Below are 15,985 nucleotides of genomic sequence, written 5' to 3'. Positions count from 1 at the left end.
TTGAAAGATTTAGAAAAATTTAATGAATTGGTAAATGCATTTTCTGCATTGCCTACTATCGGTAAAAAGTCCGCATTAAGACTTGCTTATCATGTTTGTATAAAAGATCCTTTGCTAGGTTCTAAACTTGCTTATAGTATTGAAGAATCCATTAGAGGGATTAAAAAATGTATACAATGCGGGGCTTTAAGTGAAAATGAATTATGTGAAGTTTGTTCTGATATAGAAAGAAATAATAATATTATTTGTATAGTGCAAGATCCTAAAGATATATTAATTTTAGAAGATAGTAAAAGCTATGATGGGCTTTATTTTGTACTAGAAAATACCAACGAAGAAAATATTACTAAATTAAGAGTAATGATTGAAAACAAAAATACTAAAGAAATTTTTTTCGCTTTTACTCAAGGCTTAAATTCAGATGCTGTAGTTTTTTTTATAGAGGAAAAATTAAAGGATTTAAATTTGAGTTTTTCCCAAATAGCCCAAGGTATTCCAAGCGGTGTTAGTTTGGAAAATGTCGATTTTATATCTTTACATAAGGCTATTAATCATAGAACTAAACTTGATTGATATATTTTTTAAGTAAAATTATCCATTCATTTTTGCTAATGTCATTTATAATTTCATCGGCAAAATCACAATTTTTAACTCTATTTTTGGTAAAAAGTAAAATTTTATTTTGTGAATTTTGTATTTTATACTCATGTAGTATTTGACTAAAATGTAAAATATCGAACTTTATGACTTCATAATCAACCAAAATTAATCTAAAATTTAATTTTAAAGCGTTCTTAAAATCACTTAGGCTATCTACGATTTGATTATTTGAGCAAAATTGATTGGTTATATTTAAAATTAGATTATTTTCAAAACTAGAAGATTTAAAAATCAATACATTGTATAAATTTGCTATTTGATAACTTTCTTCTTTAAAATTTGTACTTAAAAAATTGATAAGATCTTTGACATTGACATCTACAAATGTGTAGTTTAGCATATTTTTTATTTTCTTCTTTGAAATAATAAAGGAATATTTTTTCTCTACTTTTTGAAAATCATCAAAAATTTCACTACTAATGCCTATGTCTAATAAAATACATTGTAATAAAAAATTTTCAATCATATCATCATTTACAATGCATGCGTGGATATTCTTAAAAATAATATTTTTTGTTTTTGTATTTATTTGATATTTTTTTAAAATCGGTTTTAGTGCAATGGAATTTTCTAATCGCATATAGTTAAAACTTTGAATAAGATATTGCAAGTTTTTTTGTAAAAGTTTGTTTTGTATTTTTTGATCTTGCAATTGTTTTTGCGTTAGCTCAAATGATGTTTTTAATTTTTCTTTTAGATCTATTAAAGAGGTTGAACTTGATATTTTTAAAAATTTTTCTATTTCTTGAATAATGATATTATCTTTTTTAAGTTTTTGATTTTTTATGATTAAATAAATACATGTAGCGATAAATATTAAAATACTAATAGAGGTATAAATATAGAATAATTTTTGATCAATTGGATATAAAAAATAATAATTGAAAAAACATAAAATCAAAGTTAAAGAACTAATAAAAAATATCATAAATTTTCCTTAATTATTTTGGCTATTTTTATATTAGAAAGTGATTTTAATTCATTAAAATCGGCTTTACTGATTTTATCAAAACTACCGTAATAATCTAAAAATTTTTTAATATAACCTTGAGAGATTCCAAGTTGTATCAACTTAGAGCTTTGTAGGTCCTGTTTTCTTTTTGTTTTTTGGTGAAAACTAATTGCGAAGCGATGTGCCTCATCGCGTAATTTTTGCAAAAATTGTAATTTTTTATCATCGGTAGAAAGTTGAATTTTTCCTTCTTGAGTATAAATTTTATCTTTTGCACTTCCTTTTGCTCTATAAGCTTTAGCATCTATTTTTTCTTTAGATATAGCTAAAATATCCACATTTGCTCCAGAACTTTTAATAATATCATTTGCTAGTTTCAATAAGGCATTCCCACCATCAATCAGCCATAAATCAGGCGGTGGATTTTTATCAAAGGATAAAGCTCTTTTACTAAGGATTTGAAGCATTTGATCATAATCATTTTTATAAGATAAATGATAGTGTCTATAAGAGCTTTTATCAAATTTCCCATCTTTGAAGGCTACTAAAGCACCTACAATTGTATCACCTTGCATATGAGAATTATCAAAAATTTCTATATGATTGGGATAATTTTGCAGATTGAAAAAATCTTTTAATTCTTTTAAAAATAAATAACTTTCATTTTTTAAATGCTTTTGTATGTTTATTTTTGCATTTTCTAGAGCAAGCTCGCATAGGGCTTTTTTTTCACCAAGTTTTGGCGATTTAAGGTAAAATTTTTTAGAAAATCTCTCGCTGAGTAGATCTTGCAGTAGCTTCATGTCTTCAAAATCTTTGTGTGTATAAATATGAGTTGATTTTATTGGAGATTCTTGTGTGTAATTTTCTAGAATATATTGTTTATAAATTGCATTTAAGTCAAATTCGTTTTGATTATTAATAGCTAGTATTTTATGATTTGAACTAATGATTTTACCATTATTTATTACAAAACGCACCATGGAGAGTATGTTTTCTTCGCAATAAATAGCATAAATATCAAAATCTTCTAATTTTGCAAGGTCTATTTGTATTTTTACACTTAAATCTTCAATTGTTTTAATTTGATCCCTTATAAGAGCTGCTTCTTCGTAGTTTTCACTCTTTGCGTATTCAAGCATTTTATTTTCTAAATTTTTTGTTAAAGATAAGGGATTTAAAAGAGCTTGTGTGGCTTTTTGGATAATTTTTTCATATTCTTGTTTGGAAATTTTTTGCTCGCATGGACCTTTGCAACGCTTAATCTGATAAAAAAGACAAAGTTCTTTGCAAGATTTCTTTTGTCTTAGCTCAAAAGATAAATATAAAGCATTTAAAAGCTCTTTTGCACCTTTAAAAAACGGACCAAAGTATTTTATTTTATTTTTTTTGATGATTTTTCTTGTAATTTCAAATCTTGGAAAATCTTCATTTAAGTCTATATAAATATAAGGGTAGGTTTTATCATCTCTTAATAATATATTGTATTTTGGGTGTAATTGTTTTATAAAAGAATTTTCTAGTATTAAAGCATCGGCCTCGCTTTTTGTGGTAATAAATTCTAAATGATGGGTCTGACTAATCATCTTTTGAATTCTTAAACTATTGCTAGGATTTGGGCAAAGATTTGGAGTGAAATTAAAATAACTTCTAACGCGGTTTTTTAAATTCTTGGCTTTACCTACATATAAAAGCTTACCTTGTATATCAAAATACTGATACACGCCAGGTAAATTAGGCAAGGTTTTGAGTTCATTTTCAAGCATTTTTTATAAGCTTTCGTAGTTCTTCAAATTTATTATATAAAATAGGATTTTCAAAATGGTTTTTAAAATTTCCATTAGAAAGTTCTAGATGAGTTTTTTTATGTGCGTTAAAAGTATTGTTTTTGGATATAAAGTTTTTGTCGCTAAGTATTTTTATATTTTCCACTTTTGTAAAATTACTCATTGGCTTAGCTAAAATATAGTTTTTTATGAGACTTTTAATTATTTTTTTGGTATTATCGTGATTAAGCTCCATATATGCAATGTGGTGTTTAACTAAAATAATCAAAGTATTATTTTTTATAAAGAGTTTAGTAATCATTTGTTGGTGATTATGGTTAAACAGTTTTAAAAACTCTTTATATTGCAAAAGTGCTTTTAAAGGTCTATAATGTTTATATTTTTTAGAATTAGCAAATATATCAATAACATCACGACTTGTTTTAATTTTATTTTCAACTTCCATTTAATTATTGTAACATTTTTTTTATTAATATTTTTAAGTGCATGTGGTTATAAAGCTGCTCCATTTTATGAGATAAAAGATAATAATGGCAGTGTAAAGGAAATAAAAAAATTTCAATCTTTGGAGAGTGAAATATGAACAGGATGTTTTTTTTACTTTGTTTTGGTGCTAGTTTTTTACTAGCAAATCAAAATCATGAATTAAATTTAGCTTTTAGTGTTTTAGGTGTAAGTGTTTTAATAATTTTTGTATTGGGGTATTATTTTATAGCAGCGGAAGAAAAATATCATATCAATAAAACTAAACCTGCTTTATTTATAGGAACATTTTCTTTTATTGTCATTGGTATATATATGGTAGTAAATGATTTAGACACGCAAATACTTGAAGAAAGTGTTAATCATCTTATCTTGGAAATCGCACAAATTGTGTTTTTCTTAATAGCAGCAATGACTTTTATAGAAGCATTAATAGAAAGATCGGTTTTTGAAACTTTAAAATACAAACTTGTAAGCAAGGGTTATACTTATAGAAAATTATTTTGGCTAACAGGAATTTTGGCTTTTTTTATCTCTCCGATTGCAGATAATCTTACAACGGCTTTGATTTTATCTACTGTGCTTTTAACTATAGATAAACATAATAAAGAATTTTTAATCCCAGGCGCTATAAATATTGTAGTAGCAGCTAATGCTGGCGGAGCTTGGTCGCCATTTGGTGATATTACTACTTTGATGGTTTGGACGGCAAAAAAAGCTACCTTTTTTGAATTTTTTGCTCTTTTTCCTGCTTCTTTTATTGGATGGTTTCTTACGGCTTATTTGCTATCGCGTTATGTGCCTGATATTGAGCCAAAATTTCATAAAGATAATCTAGAAAAAGTTGAAATTAAGCCGGGTGGTAAAGTATTTATTGTGCTTGGTTTTTTAACTATCGCTTTAGCAGTTTTTATCCATAGTATTTGCGATTTACCTGCAATGTGGGGTATGATTTTTGGTCTTTCTTTGCTCAGCTTATATATGTATTTTTTCAATAAAAAACAAGGTAAAAAAGATTTGAATATTTTTCATTATATGACGCGTATTGAAATGGATACTTTATTATTTTTCTTTGGAATTTTATCTGCTGTGGGCGCTTTACATTTTGTTGGATGGCTTACTTATGCTTCCGATCTTTATACAAAATTTGGAGCTACTAGTATTAATATAGGCGTAGGATTTTTATCTGCTATTGTAGATAATGTTCCGGTTATGAGTGCGGTATTAAAAGCTAATCCAAGTATGGATGATACTCAATGGCTTTTAGTAACTCTTACAGCAGGAATTGGAGGATCATTAATAAGCTTTGGCTCAGCAGCTGGTGTGGGGGTAATGGGAAAAATGAAGGGAATTTATACTTTTAATTCTCATTTAAAATATGCATGGACGATTTTAGTTGGATATATAGTATCTATTATAGTTTGGTATGTACAATTTCAATTGTTAAATTTATAAAGGAGTTAGATGAAAAAAGCAGATATTTTGGTTTTGGACTTTGGTTCGCAATATACACAGCTCATTGCAAGAAGATTAAGAGAGCAGGGCGTATATGCAGAAATTTTACCTTTTAATGTAAGTTTAGATGAAATTAAAATTAAAGAGCCTAAGGGTATTATTTTAAGCGGTGGACCGGCTAGTGTATATGCAAATGATGCTTATTTTTGTGATAAAGGTGTTTTTGATTTAAATATACCAGTTTTAGGAATTTGTTATGGTATGCAACTTATGGCATATCATTTTGGTGCAAATGTAGCTCCAGCAGGTCATAAAGAATATGGCAAAGCAACTATAGATATTCAAAATGATAGTGACTTGTTTAAAAATTTACCTAAAAAACAAACGGTATGGATGAGTCATTCTGATAAGGTAGAAAATTTACCACAAGGTTTTGAGGTTTTAGCAATAAGCGAAAATAGTCCTTTTTGTGTATTTGGAGATGAAAAGCGTAAATTTTTTGCTTTACAATTTCACCCCGAAGTTCAACATAGTGAGTTTGGAAAAAGCATCTTAAAAAATTTCGCTAAGTATGCATGTAATTGTGATAGTATATGGAATATGGGATCTTTTGCAAAAACTCAAGCGCAAAAAATTAAAGAAGAAGTGGGTAATGATAAGGTATTATGTGCTGTTAGTGGTGGGGTTGATAGCAGTGTAGTGGCTGCATTACTAGCAAGTGCGATAAAAGATCAAGTGGTAGTAGTATTTGTTGATAATGGTCTTTTAAGAAGCGGTGAAAAAGAGCAAGTTGAATATATGTTTAGACATACTTTAGGTATTGATCTAATTAGTATTGATGCTAGGGAGATTTTTTTAAGTCGCTTAGCAGGTGTTAGGGATCCTGAACAAAAGAGAAAAATTATAGGAAATACCTTTATAGAAGTTTTTGAAGAAGAAGCTAAAAAACATAAAGATGTAAAATATTTAGCACAAGGAACTTTATATACTGATATTATTGAAAGTTCGGTTGTAGGGGCTAGTAAAACCATAAAATCTCATCATAATGTGGGTGGGTTACCTGAAAAGATGAATTTAAAACTTATTGAACCTCTAAAAGAAATTTTTAAAGATGAGGTAAGAGCTTTAGGAATAGAACTTGGCTTGAGTAAAGATGTAGTTTATCGTCATCCTTTTCCGGGACCAGGGCTTGCTATACGCATTATGGGTGAAGTAAATGAGCCTAGTTTGGAGCTTTTGAGAAAAGCTGATGTGATTTTGATTGAAGAATTAAAAAGCAGTGGTTGGTATGATAAAACATGGCAGGCTTTTTGCGTGCTTTTAAATGTGCAAAGTGTTGGCGTAATGGGAGATAATAGGACTTATGATAATGCAGTTTGTGTGCGTGTGGTGAATGCAAGTGATGGTATGACAGCTACTTTTTCTCATTTACCTTATGAGTTACTAGAAAATATTTCACGCCGTATTATTAATGAAGTAGAAGGAATTAATCGTGTGGTGTATGATATTTCTAGTAAGCCGCCAGCGACTATTGAATGGGAATAGTTATTTAGTGCAAAAATAAACAAAAGCAGGAGGGAGATTTTGCCAAATGATAGGTGAAATTTCTACCTTGCTAAAAGTAGTAAAAAGTTTTTTCTTAAAAGCTCTTCCTTTTGGCGTGGGCAGTATATATGCAAATGTTGCAAAGCAACCATTTTCCTCTAAAACTTCATGAATGGATTTTAATAATAAATCTTGTTCTTTGGAATTTAATAAAGCCCAAGGAATTCCAGAAATAATTAAGTCTGCGTTGTTGATTGCTCTTTTTTCTAACATATCAGGTAGAAATTCCGCTGATCTAATTTCTAAATCTATATTTTTTATATTTTGTTGTAGTTTTTTTGCCATATGTGGATTAATTTCAACTGCAAAAAATCTTGCATCATGATTTTTTTGCTTAAGGATATATTTGGTAAAACTTCCTGTTCCAGGTCCTATTTCAATAATATTTTTTGCATGTTGGACATGAGAGGTTATGAGTTTGCTTAGTTTTTTTGAGCTTGCACAAAATGCTCCTGTTTGCTTTGGATTTTTAAAGTATTGATATAAAAACATAGATTAAATACCTAAGATAGTTATTTTTAATAAATTTTAAAATATTATTGTAAATTTATGAAAACAAAGTTAAAATAAGAATTTAATTTTTCTTTAGATCAAGGATTTGGATATGCATGGAAAAATAATGGTTTATGTGGATGGTACTGGAAGAGGAACAGTAATTAATCTTGCAAAAACATTTTTTGAATTTAATAAACATGCTTGGCACGATAAAAGAAGCATGCCAATGGTTGGTATGTTTGTTGAGTTTAGATCCGATGGAAAGCATATTACAGATTTAAGACCTTCTAAATTTCAAGAATTTGGAGATAATGATTTTATCAAAGAAAGAGATTTTTGGAAAACAGATAGTGATGATGAATTGGAGGATTTAAGACTAACAAGGCGTGATGCTTATGTTCAAGAGCTTTATAGAGAAACTGATTATGATAATCTTGATAAGATTACTCTAAATTTGACTATCCCACAAGCTATTCAAAGGTATTTTTATAATGAAACACTATCAATCAATGCTGTGAAAGATATTAATACAGATGAGGTGCCATATATTATAGATTTTTTTGCTATGAAGCGTTTTTTACATAAGGCTTTGGATACTTTGCTTTTTTCAGATAATACCATTAACCAAGCTGACTTTTCTGCTATGAAAAATATTATAGTACATCTTGAAATGGCTTATAAAGATATGAAAGATAAACAAAAACATATCAACATGGAGCGTTTGTATGATGAGGTCTTTTTGTCTCATCAATGTCATTATCAAGCCCTTCTTGCTTCGATCGACAATAGGAAAAATAGAAAATTAGCACTTGATCGCCAAATGAGTACTTTGATTACAGATATTAAATCAAAACAAGCGAGAATAGAAACAGAAAGTGGCAAAAAACGACAAGAATTTGAAGAAATGATACAAAGTAAAAAACAAAAGCTTGTTGAAATAAAAAATGAAGTAGATTATTTTACAAAAAGCATTGAAAAATTAGAGGCAATGAGAAAGTCTTTCTATGAAAAAAATCTTACTATTTTTAATAATAGTTTTAATATGGCTAGAGAGAAACTTTTTGAGAAAATTAAACAAGGTTTAAATATATGTGCTACAAAATTAGATATAGAAATTTGGAAAAAATCTTTAAAATCAACAAGTATAAAAAATTCTTATTTTAAAACTGCAAGCGAAATTTCTTTCTGCACTCTTTCTTTTGCTGAACTTTATTTAAATAGATTAAATAAACATGCACTAAATCCAAATGATCAATTATTGCTTTCTTATGTTAAAAAAGTAAGAAAAGAATGTGAAAAAAGTTTTTTAATAGTTACTTCCAATCCTGATTTATATGTTAATATGAAAATCCAAATTTTTGCAATGAATCCTTATTATGTTGTTAAGCATGCACCTAAAAAAGTAAATTATCAAGGATTGATGAAAAATACTGAATTTGATATAGTTTATGTAGATGAAAAAACTATTTGGGCATCTGTTGCTGATGTTATTTTAGAAGGAAAGTATTTTTTAAAAAAGGACTCTAAAACTAAATTCAAAATTTTATAAAAATCCTTTTAAACCCTATTTTTAAGTTTTCTTAGTTATAATTAGAATGCCTAAATGGTTCGATATGGTATTAAAGAGGATCCAACACATTAATTATAAGCTGTGATGTGTGATTTACCGTGTTCTGTGACTTCGTTTGAGTTTTGAAAAAAGCGAGAAGCTGCAGCCTTTAAAAATCACCTAATGGCATACTTTGACTTTTTGAGGGTCAGACACTTATACTCCGGCCATTTGGGTTTTGATATTTTAAGGAAAATAATGAAAATTTTAATATTAGGAAGCGGTGCTAGGGAATATTCTATCGCTTTGGCTCTTCAAAAAACAAATAATAATTTGGAATTTTATTTTGCACCAGGAAATGGTGCTACCGCTAAAATAGGAACAAATCTTAATATGAAAGATCCTAAGGTTATTACAGCTTATGCAAAGGCATCTGAGATTGATCTTTGTATAGTTGGAAGTGAAAATTTTCTAGCAGAGGGTATAGTAGATCTTTTTAAAGAAAATAATATTGCTATTTTTGGTCCTACTAAAGCTGCTGCTATGCTTGAAGCTTCAAAATCTTATATGAAGAGTTTTTTAAAAAAATATAAAATTAAAACAGCTAAATTTTTAAATACAACAGATTATGAGAAAGCTAAGAAATTTATTATGAGTTTAACTCCTCCTATAGTGGTAAAAGCAGATGGTTTGTGTGCGGGCAAAGGTGTGATTATTGCTCAAAGCCATGAAGAAGCTTTAGAGGCTACTAAAAATATGCTTAGCGGAGAGAGTTTTGGTGAAGCTGGTAAGATTGTTGTTATAGAAGAATATCTCAACGGATTTGAATTAAGTGTATTTGCAGTTTGCGATGGAGATGATTTTATATTGTTACCTGCTGCACAAGATCATAAAAGATTACTAGATAATGATAAGGGACCAAACACAGGAGGAATGGGTGCATATGCTCCAAGTATTTTAGCAAGTGAAAATTTATTAGAGCAAGTAAAAAAAGATATAGTAGTACCAACTCTTAAAGGTATGAAAGAAGAGGGTGCTGAATTTGTTGGAGTGTTGTTTATAGGTTTGATGGTTGTAAATAATAAACCTTATGTTTTAGAATACAATGTGCGTTTTGGTGATCCTGAGTGCGAAGTTTTGATGCCTTTGATAGAAAATCCTTTGGATTTATTTTTAGCATGTGTGAATAAAAATCTTGCAAATACTCGTATAAAAATCAAAGATGAATTTGCAGTAGGTGTGGTTTGTGCAAGTAAAAACTATCCTTATAAAGATTCTCCAAAAGCATTAATTGATATAGGAGAAATTCCGCAAAATTCTCATATTTCTTATGCTGGAGTAGTTTTAGAAAATAACAAACTATATGCTAGCGGTGGTCGTGTATTAGTTTGTGTAGGAATTGGAAAAAGTATTGAAGAAGCGCAAAAAAACGCTTATATGCTTTGTGATAATGTTCATTTTAAAGGAAAACAACATAGAAAAGATATTGCTTTTCAGGTTCTTAAATGAGTGCAAATCAAGAATTATTTGACAAACTAGAAAAAGAAGAGCTAAAAATAGCAAGTTTTAAAAAAAGATTTTTAGCTTATATTGTTGATAGTTTTGTGATTTTAGCTATTGTGAGTATTATTTTATTTGATAAGATTAGTTCTATGCAAACTTATGATGAAATTCACAATCTTTTAATACGTTTTGCTGGTGGAACTTTAATTTTGCAATTTACATATCATAGTCTATTTACATATTTATATGGTGCAACTTTAGGAAAAATGCTTTTGAAGATTATGGTTATTGATCAAAACTTATTAGATAAACCAAATTTCATTCAAAGTGCTTTAAGAGCAGGTGTGAGGCAAATTAGTGATATGTTGTATGGTTTGGGTTTTGCTTGGGCTTTAAGCAATATCGTTTTAAAAACTTGGCATGATTATGCGGCCAAAACAGTGGTGATAGATCTTGCGTAAAATATTACTTTCTTTGGCTTGCATAGGAAGTTTATATGCTTCTAAAGTAGATATCTATGCTTTGGATGTTGTTAAAAAAAATGATATTATAGAGGCAAAAAATAATGTAGTTGTGGTATCTGATTTTTATTTGATAACTGCAAGCGAGGCTAAATTTAATGAAACAACAAAAGATTTGGAGCTTTTTGGAGATGTTAATATCTTAAGGGGGCAAAAAGAAAGAACTAATTCTACTTATACGAAGATTAACTTAAAAGATAACACTACAGCTTTTAAAAATTTATTTTTTTCAAATAATGATTTGGAGGTTTGGCTACAATGTCATCAAGCTAAAATTGATGACAAATTTGTAATGAGTAAAAAGTCTGTTGTATCTAGTTGTAATGTTGAAAATCCTGATTGGGAAATTCGTTTTGATGAAGGCAAATTAAACAAAGAGAGTAATTTTTTACATCTTTATAATGCAAGATTATATGTAAAAAATGTTCCGGTGATGTATTTACCTTATTTTGGTTTTAGTGTAGATACTAAAAGAAAAAGCGGATTGTTAATTCCCCAAGTAGTTTTAAAACAAAGTGAAGGGCTATATTATAATCAGCCAATTTATTATGTTATTGATGATAATGCGGACATTCAATTTGAACCTCAGATTAGAACAAAAAGAGGTTATGGCTTATACTCAACTTTAAGATTTATTGATACCCCTTATTCTCAAGGTGAAATTAGCGGTGGTATTTTTGGCGAAAAATCAAGTTATAAAAGAGAAGAAAATTTAAAAAATAAAGAACACTATGGTTTAGAGGTTAAATATTCAAATGAATCTTTATTTAAAAGTCTTTTAGGTGAAGAATTTCAAGAGGGTTTATGGGTTGATGCTACTTATTTAAATGATGTTGATTATATGAATTTAAGTTCTAGCGCAAAAACCGAAGCTTCTTTAGTTACTTCTAAAATAAATTATTTTTTATCAGATGATGATAATTATTATGGTGCTTATGCAAAGTATTATATAGACACTTCTAAAATTAGCAATAAAGATACTTTACAAGAATATCCATCTTTTCAATATCATAGATATTTAAATGGATTTTTTGATAATTATATACAATATAGCTTGGATGCTTCTTTTCATAGGTATTATAGACATACGGGTATTTATGCTAAAACTTTAGATTTTGATTTACCTTTAATTTATCATACGAGTTTTTTTGATGATTTTTTAAATTTTGCTTTCACAGAAAGGATATATGCAAATTTTGTAGATTATTCTAACACAGATGTTAAAAACCAAGAACATTTATTTAGAAATTCTCATAATTTTTCTTTATATACAGATCTTTCAAAGCCATATGAAAATTTTTATCATACTCTATATTTAGGGGTTAATTATTTTCTACCTGGAGCTAAATCGGGTGAAATCACTGAAGATTTTGTAGAGTTAAAAAATGATCCTGAGCAACTTAATTTTTCAATGTATCAGTATTTTTATAATACTTTAGGCAAAAAAAAATTATATCATAACTTGAAGGTTAAATACTTTACTAAAGAAGGTAGCTTTGGTGCTTTTGATAATGTTGTAGAATATTTTTACAATGATTATATAAGTTTAAGAAATGAAGCTGAATATTCTGGAGCTGATAATCGTTTTGATAAGGTTTTTAGTGAAGCTTTGTTTGATTATGGTGAATGGAAGATTAGTTTAAACCATGCTTATAGAATGTATGAAAATGAAAAATATAATTTTATAGGGACTAAAGCCCAATATGATATAAATACTAATTATCAAATTTTTGGTGGATTGTGGTTTGATTTGAACAAAGAACCTGAAAAATGGGAAATAGGTTATACTTATCAAAGAAAATGTTGGAATTATTCTTTGATGTATCGCAAAGATATTTCACCTAAACTTACAAGTGGTGGTATTAGTGCTAAAGATCAAAGTGGTGTATATTTTATGTTTAATTTTTATCCATTAGGCGGGGTATCTTATGATTTTTCTTTAGAGGAAAATGAAAGGTCGATATGATATTTTTTGAAGATGAAAAAGATGCACTTGAGAAATTATATGATATATTGCCATTAAACAAACTAAAAGATTATATTATTATTACACCTTCTTTAAAATCGATAGTTTTTGTTGATGCACTAGCACAAAAATTAGAAATTCCATATGATTTTTTATTTACAGAACAAATTAAAGCTCCTAATAATGATGAATGTCAAATAGCTATGATTAGTGAAACAAAGGAGTTGGTTTATAATGAGGCTTTAGTTAAAGCTTTTGATATAAGTTTAGATTATATTTATGGTGAAGCCAATAGAACCTACGAAGAAAAAATTTTAAAAAATGTGTATCGTTATAGAAAAGGAAATCTTTTAAAAGATTTAAAAGGGAGAAATATTTTAATATTGCATGAAGGTTGCGAAAGTGGAATTACTGCTTCTTCATGTATTAAAAGTTTGTTAAAAGAAGAAGTAAATAGTATTGTTTATGCTACTGCTTTAATGCCAAGTGATGTATATGAATATATCGGTGTTTTTGTAGATGAGGTTTATTGTGTGCAAAAAATTGATCATTTTGTGAATATTGAGTTTTATTTTAAAAATAAAACGATTTTGCAAGCTCATGAAATTTTAGATATTTTAGAAGAAAGTAAATATTATCTTCCATTAAAGAGATAAATTTATATCTAAACAATAGGTTGTTTAGATATAAATTTATAGGCAAAACAAAAACAGGCTTTTTAAGTTTTAATTTTTAAAATTTAAAAAGCTTATTTGGTTTTTGCCTATGATGAAAATATTAAAGGAAAAATCATGCGACATGAAATAAATATTAATAATCATCTTGAAATATTTGAGACTAATAAGGTTGCAAAACAAGCAGCGGGTGCAGTTTTAATGCAAGAAAAAAATGCTGTAGTTTTGGCAACTGTTGCTAGAGAAGAAAAAATGGTAGAAGAGGATTTTTTACCTCTTACGGTACAATATATAGAAAAAGCTTATGCGGCAGGAAGAATTCCAGGTGGTTATGTAAAAAGAGAAACTAAACCAGGTGATAATGAAACTTTAAGTGCAAGGATTATAGATAGAAGTTTAAGACCTCTTTTCCCAAAAGGCTATGCTTATCCAACTCAAATTGTAGTAATGGTTCTTTCTGCTGATCCTGAAGTAGATCTGCAAGTGATGAGTTTAAATGCCGCAAGCATTGCTTTATATTTAAGTGATATTCCTATAAAAGCGCCAGTTTGTGGTGTAAGAATAGGTCGTATGAATAATGAATTTGTTTTAAATCCAAGCAATAGTGAATTAAAAAATAGCACCCTAGACCTTTATGTGGCGGGTGTTAAAGATGAGCTTTTAATGATAGAAATGAGAGCTTTAGCAAATAAACAAAATGATCAACATTGTATGAATGAGCTTAATGAGGATGATGTTTTAAAGGCTTTAGAATTTGCAGGCAATGCGATTTTGCGTGGCTCTAATGAATATGAAAGAGTTTTTGCTGCTTATAGAAAAAATTCCAAACTTGAATTTAAAATAGAAACAGATGGTGGTAAAATTGTTGATTTTATTAAAAATTCTTATATCTCAAAGCTTAAAATTGCAATTAACCAAATGGCGAAAAGTGAAAGAGCAAGTGAAATCTCACAAATAGCAAAAGAGATTGAAAATGAAGCTAGTGCTATTGAAAATGAATGGAAAATTGAAGATATTGAGAAAGCTTTATATTTGTGCAAAAGAGAGCTTGTTAGAAGTCAAATTCTTAATGAAAATAAAAGGGCAGATGGTAGAGGTTTGAAAGATGTTAGAAAGATAGATATAGAGACAAATATTCTGCCAAATGCACATGGATCGTGTCTTTTTACTAGAGGACAAACTCAAGCTTTAGTTATAGCTACCTTGGGAAGTGATAATGATGCACAAATGTCAGATTTGTTAACAGAGAAAAATCCAATATGCGAAAAATTTATGGTAAATTATAATTTTCCAGGTTTTTCTGTAGGTGAGGCTACTCCTATAAAAGCTCCAGGTAGAAGAGAGTTAGGGCATGGAAATTTAGCAAAAAGAGCTTTACATCCTAGTATTGATACGGATTATATTCATACTATTCGTTTAGTGTCTGAAATTTTAGAAAGCAACGGTTCTAGTTCCATGGCTACTGTTTGTGGTGGTGCTTTGGCTTTAAGAGCCGCAGGGGTAAAAAGTGAAAAACTAGTGGCAGGTGTGGCAATGGGACTTGTTTTTGAAGATGAAAAATATGCTATTTTAACAGATATTATGGGTCTTGAGGATCATGATGGAGATATGGATTTTAAAGTAGCAGGGAGTTACGAGGGAATCACTGCTTTGCAGATGGATATAAAACTTGGCGGTATAGAGCAACAAGTTTTAAAAGAGGCTTTATATCAAGCAAAAGAAGCTAGGGAACACATTTTACAATTAATGGAAGAGGCTAATCAAAACATAGTTGTTAATGAAACAATTTTACCAAAGATTGAAATTTTTAATGTAGATCCAAGTAAAATCCCTGATATTATTGGCCAAGGTGGTAAAACTATAAAAGAGATTATAGAAAAATTTGAAGTTAATATTGACCTAGATAGAGATAAAGGTGAGGTTAAAATAGCAGGAATTAATCATGATTTTATTTCTCAAAGCAAAGAATATATATTAAATTTAGTTCATTCTAAAGGTTCTAATAAAAAGCGCGATAGAAAAGAAGTGCCTAAATTTGATATCGGAGAAGAATTTATAGGAAAAGTTCAAAAAGTTGTAGAATTTGGAGTTTTTGTAGAACTTAGAGATGGCGTAGATGGTTTATTGCATAATTCTAAATTCAAGGAAAAGCTAGAAATTGGTAACGAGGTTAAGGTTAAGGTGGCAGAAATTAAAAATGGAAAAGTGTCGTTGGACTTAGCTTAATTGTTTAAATTTAAGCATATTTAAGAATATGCTTAAATTTTTATTTTAGATCTTGACAAAAAAATATTCTTTTGGCATAATTTCATTTTTTGATTGTCTCGTTAGCTCA

General features: G+C 28.6%; 13 protein-coding genes. 9 read left to right on the top strand and 4 right to left on the bottom strand.

The window, feature by feature from the left end; all coding sequences use genetic code 11:
- On the top strand, positions 1–573 hold the full coding sequence (gene recR, locus L8W57_RS06640) for a recombination mediator RecR (protein ID WP_133319871.1): 573 nt from the start codon (positions 1–3) through the stop codon (positions 571–573).
- Here recR and L8W57_RS06635 read toward each other — a convergent pair.
- Genes L8W57_RS06635 through L8W57_RS06625 form a run of 3 tightly spaced genes read right to left on the bottom strand, consistent with a single transcriptional unit; the run spans position 560 to position 3,844 of the window.
- Positions 560–1,588, bottom strand: a complete 1,029-nt coding sequence (locus L8W57_RS06635; protein ID WP_133319872.1) for a hypothetical protein — start codon at positions 1,586–1,588, stop codon at positions 560–562. The genes recR and L8W57_RS06635 overlap by 14 nt on opposite strands.
- On the bottom strand, positions 1,585–3,378 hold the full coding sequence (uvrC, locus tag L8W57_RS06630; RefSeq protein WP_133319873.1) for an excinuclease ABC subunit UvrC: 1,794 nt from the start codon (positions 3,376–3,378) through the stop codon (positions 1,585–1,587). The genes L8W57_RS06635 and uvrC overlap by 4 nt, the downstream gene beginning before the upstream one ends.
- Positions 3,371–3,844 (bottom strand): hypothetical protein, encoded by a 474-nt coding sequence (locus L8W57_RS06625; RefSeq protein ID WP_263662241.1) that lies wholly within the window; start codon positions 3,842–3,844, stop codon positions 3,371–3,373. Before L8W57_RS06625 ends, uvrC begins: the two co-directional genes overlap by 8 nt.
- Positions 3,845–3,978: 134 nt before the next feature.
- Here L8W57_RS06625 and nhaD point away from each other — a divergent pair, with 134 nt between their 5' ends.
- Positions 3,979–5,337: a sodium:proton antiporter NhaD gene (gene nhaD, locus L8W57_RS06620; protein WP_133319876.1), complete on the top strand. Its 1,359-nt coding sequence runs from the start codon at positions 3,979–3,981 to the stop codon at positions 5,335–5,337.
- A 9-nt stretch (positions 5,338–5,346) separates the two neighbouring features.
- On the top strand, positions 5,347–6,882 hold the full coding sequence (gene guaA / locus L8W57_RS06615) for a glutamine-hydrolyzing GMP synthase (protein WP_133319877.1): 1,536 nt from the start codon (positions 5,347–5,349) through the stop codon (positions 6,880–6,882).
- On the opposite strand, the gene L8W57_RS06610 is transcribed toward guaA, so the two are convergent.
- The gene (locus tag L8W57_RS06610; protein WP_133319878.1) at positions 6,883–7,434 is read right to left on the bottom strand and encodes a class I SAM-dependent methyltransferase; all 552 of its coding nucleotides are present in this window, start codon (positions 7,432–7,434) and stop codon (positions 6,883–6,885) included. It abuts the gene before it with no gap.
- A 112-nt stretch (positions 7,435–7,546) separates the two neighbouring features.
- On the opposite strand from L8W57_RS06610, the gene L8W57_RS06605 reads away from it, so the two are divergent.
- The 6 genes from L8W57_RS06605 to L8W57_RS06580 all read left to right on the top strand — a co-directional run bounded on the left by L8W57_RS06605 (position 7,547) and on the right by L8W57_RS06580 (position 15,876).
- The gene (locus L8W57_RS06605) at positions 7,547–8,986 is read left to right on the top strand and encodes a hypothetical protein (protein ID WP_263662240.1); all 1,440 of its coding nucleotides are present in this window, start codon (positions 7,547–7,549) and stop codon (positions 8,984–8,986) included.
- 258 nt (positions 8,987–9,244) lie between these two features.
- Positions 9,245–10,495 carry a phosphoribosylamine--glycine ligase gene (purD, locus tag L8W57_RS06600; protein WP_133319880.1) on the top strand — a complete coding sequence of 417 codons (1,251 nt, stop codon included), beginning with the start codon at positions 9,245–9,247 and terminating at the stop codon, positions 10,493–10,495.
- Positions 10,492–10,950, top strand: coding sequence for an RDD family protein (locus tag L8W57_RS06595; protein WP_133319881.1), 459 nt, complete (start codon positions 10,492–10,494; stop codon positions 10,948–10,950). The genes purD and L8W57_RS06595 overlap by 4 nt, the downstream gene beginning before the upstream one ends.
- Positions 10,940–12,976 carry an LPS-assembly protein LptD gene (locus tag L8W57_RS06590; RefSeq protein WP_243705661.1) on the top strand — a complete coding sequence of 679 codons (2,037 nt, stop codon included), beginning with the start codon at positions 10,940–10,942 and terminating at the stop codon, positions 12,974–12,976. Before L8W57_RS06595 ends, L8W57_RS06590 begins: the two co-directional genes overlap by 11 nt.
- Complete coding sequence (locus L8W57_RS06585) at positions 12,973–13,632, top strand: phosphoribosyltransferase (protein ID WP_133319883.1); 660 nt, start codon at positions 12,973–12,975, stop codon at positions 13,630–13,632. The genes L8W57_RS06590 and L8W57_RS06585 overlap by 4 nt, the downstream gene beginning before the upstream one ends.
- Before the next feature lie 135 nt (positions 13,633–13,767).
- Entirely contained in the window at positions 13,768–15,876 is a 2,109-nt protein-coding gene (locus L8W57_RS06580) for a polyribonucleotide nucleotidyltransferase (protein WP_263662239.1), read from the top strand.
- The last annotated feature ends 109 nt before the right edge of the window (positions 15,877–15,985 follow it).

This window comes from Campylobacter sp. IFREMER_LSEM_CL1890 (assembly GCF_025772045.1).
GTDB classification, from domain to species: Bacteria; Campylobacterota; Campylobacteria; order Campylobacterales; family Campylobacteraceae; genus Campylobacter_D; species Campylobacter_D lari_D.
This window is presented reverse-complemented; position numbering and strand designations above follow the sequence as displayed.

Coding starts and splice junctions, on each gene's coding strand:
- uvrC (WP_133319873.1), bottom strand. CDS start 3,378: ATGCTTGAAAATGAACTCAAAACCTTGCCTAATTTACCTGGCGTGTAT.
- L8W57_RS06595 (WP_133319881.1), top strand. CDS start 10,492: ATGAGTGCAAATCAAGAATTATTTGACAAACTAGAAAAAGAAGAGCTA.
- L8W57_RS06585 (WP_133319883.1), top strand. CDS start 12,973: ATGATATTTTTTGAAGATGAAAAAGATGCACTTGAGAAATTATATGAT.
- nhaD (WP_133319876.1), top strand. CDS start 3,979: ATGAACAGGATGTTTTTTTTACTTTGTTTTGGTGCTAGTTTTTTACTA.
- L8W57_RS06625 (WP_263662241.1), bottom strand. CDS start 3,844: ATGGAAGTTGAAAATAAAATTAAAACAAGTCGTGATGTTATTGATATA.
- guaA (WP_133319877.1), top strand. CDS start 5,347: ATGAAAAAAGCAGATATTTTGGTTTTGGACTTTGGTTCGCAATATACA.
- L8W57_RS06610 (WP_133319878.1), bottom strand. CDS start 7,434: ATGTTTTTATATCAATACTTTAAAAATCCAAAGCAAACAGGAGCATTT.
- purD (WP_133319880.1), top strand. CDS start 9,245: ATGAAAATTTTAATATTAGGAAGCGGTGCTAGGGAATATTCTATCGCT.
- L8W57_RS06605 (WP_263662240.1), top strand. CDS start 7,547: ATGCATGGAAAAATAATGGTTTATGTGGATGGTACTGGAAGAGGAACA.
- L8W57_RS06580 (WP_263662239.1), top strand. CDS start 13,768: ATGCGACATGAAATAAATATTAATAATCATCTTGAAATATTTGAGACT.
- L8W57_RS06635 (WP_133319872.1), bottom strand. CDS start 1,588: ATGATATTTTTTATTAGTTCTTTAACTTTGATTTTATGTTTTTTCAAT.